The following is a 1,515-nucleotide window of genomic DNA, read 5'->3' on the forward strand; positions in this document are numbered from 1 at the left end:
CACCGTTCAGTAGTGTTTTTTTCCGTCCATGCAGCAATGGCTGATTCATCTAGCCATACGGTTAGAGAACCGCGCTGCTTGAGGGCCTTGTTATAAGAGGGCCAGTTGGTGATTTTAACATTTTGTTTTGCCATGGAGACCTGATTTTGAAACAACTGTGGTGATCTGCTCCGATGATTACCCAAAAGTTCTATTTATTCAACAAAGCCTGCTGAGCCTCCTCTTTATCGCATCTGGGACTCGATCTCTTCGGTATCGCTGTGCCCTGTTTTCACGGGGACATCGCCGGGCATTACCCAGATGCTACGAGGTCATCCTCTCAGGGAGAAACATAATGATTTACTGGATCTTTTTAGCCTGCGCGATTGCGGCAGAAATTATCGGTACGCTGAGTATGAAATACGCCAGCCTCAGCGGTAGCCCGCTGGGACATATGGTGATGTATGGCATGATTGCACTCTCCTACCTTTTGCTATCGATCTCCATAAAGCGCGTTGCAATGAGCGTGGCTTATGCGTTGTGAGAAGGTATCGGTATTATCTTTATCACGTTGTTTAGCGTCATGCTGTTTGATGAATCCCTTTCAGTGTTAAAAGTCATCGGGCTGGCAATATTGTTGGTAGGTATCCTGCTGGTGAAATCGGGGGTACGTAAAGCCCCAGCGGCCAATACAAAGCGAGGAAACCATCATGTTACCGTTTGAATGGCAGCATGCGGCGTTCCTGGGTCTAGCAATTTTATTGGAGATTGCCGCCAACATTTTCCTTAAACTGTCGGACGGCTTTCGCAGCCTGTGGCTTGGGATATTATCACTGATAAGCGTATTGGCCGCATTTAGTGCTCTGGGACAAGCGGTAAAGGGTATCGATCTCACCGTTGCTTACGCGCTGTGGGGAGGATTTGGTATTGCAGCTACCTTGGCAGCCGGGTGGATATTGTTCGGCCAGCGACTCAACAAAAGCGGCTGGATTGGATTGTGGCTGCTGTTACTGGGAATGTAGCTGATTAAACTAGCGTAAAAATAAAGCGTCTGACGCATCGACCTCAAACAGTCATTCCCACCCACCTCCGTCATTCCCGCGAAGGCCGGAATCTCTGGTCAGTAAACGCGTTTCGTCTCACAGAGATCCCCGTCTTTCGCCGAGGATGACGAGGGGGTAAACTGGGTTGGTCATCAGTCAGAGCTCCTTACGGCGCTCTTCATGTTCATATCTGGGTCTTCCCTTGTTGTGGTGGCTGAAGGCATGATAATGGCGTATTAAATTGCAGAGGTCACCACCATGGACGAAAAGTATCTCTACGCTCATATCCTCAACCTGTCTATTCCGTGGCAGGTAAAGTCTCTTTCTCTCGATGAGAATGACGGTTCTGTTACCGTTACAGTCGGTATCGCTGAAAACTCTCAGTTAACCTGTCCAACCTGCGGGAAACACTGTCCTATTCACGATCACCGACATCGTAAATGGCGCCATCTCGATACCTGCCAGTTCGCGACAATAGTCGAAGCTGATGTAC

At 48.9% G+C, this 1,515-nt stretch carries 2 protein-coding genes and 2 pseudogenes; 3 read left to right on the forward strand and 1 reads right to left on the reverse strand.

Translation table 11 applies throughout. From position 1 onward, the window contains the following. A pseudogene (locus QZ506_RS10505) lies at positions 1-134 on the reverse strand (IS5/IS1182 family transposase); the annotation flags it as partial. 200 nt (positions 135-334) lie between these two features. Here QZ506_RS10505 and mdtJ point away from each other — a divergent pair. The 3 genes and pseudogenes from mdtJ to QZ506_RS10520 all read left to right on the forward strand — a co-directional run. Beyond that, positions 335-703, forward strand: a pseudogene (mdtJ, locus tag QZ506_RS10510) (multidrug/spermidine efflux SMR transporter subunit MdtJ). After that, positions 690-1,001: a multidrug/spermidine efflux SMR transporter subunit MdtI gene (mdtI, locus tag QZ506_RS10515; protein WP_291970957.1), complete on the forward strand. Its 312-nt coding sequence runs from the start codon at positions 690-692 to the stop codon at positions 999-1,001. Before mdtJ ends, mdtI begins: the two are co-directional and overlap by 14 nt. A 279-nt stretch (positions 1,002-1,280) precedes the next feature. Further along, positions 1,281-1,515, forward strand: a 235-nt coding sequence (locus tag QZ506_RS10520) for a transposase family protein (protein WP_291970958.1), incomplete at its 3' end; no start/stop codon positions are given.

Origin of the sequence: Candidatus Symbiopectobacterium sp. (assembly GCF_020054415.1) — a bacterium.
GTDB lineage: Bacteria > Pseudomonadota > Gammaproteobacteria > Enterobacterales > Enterobacteriaceae > Symbiopectobacterium.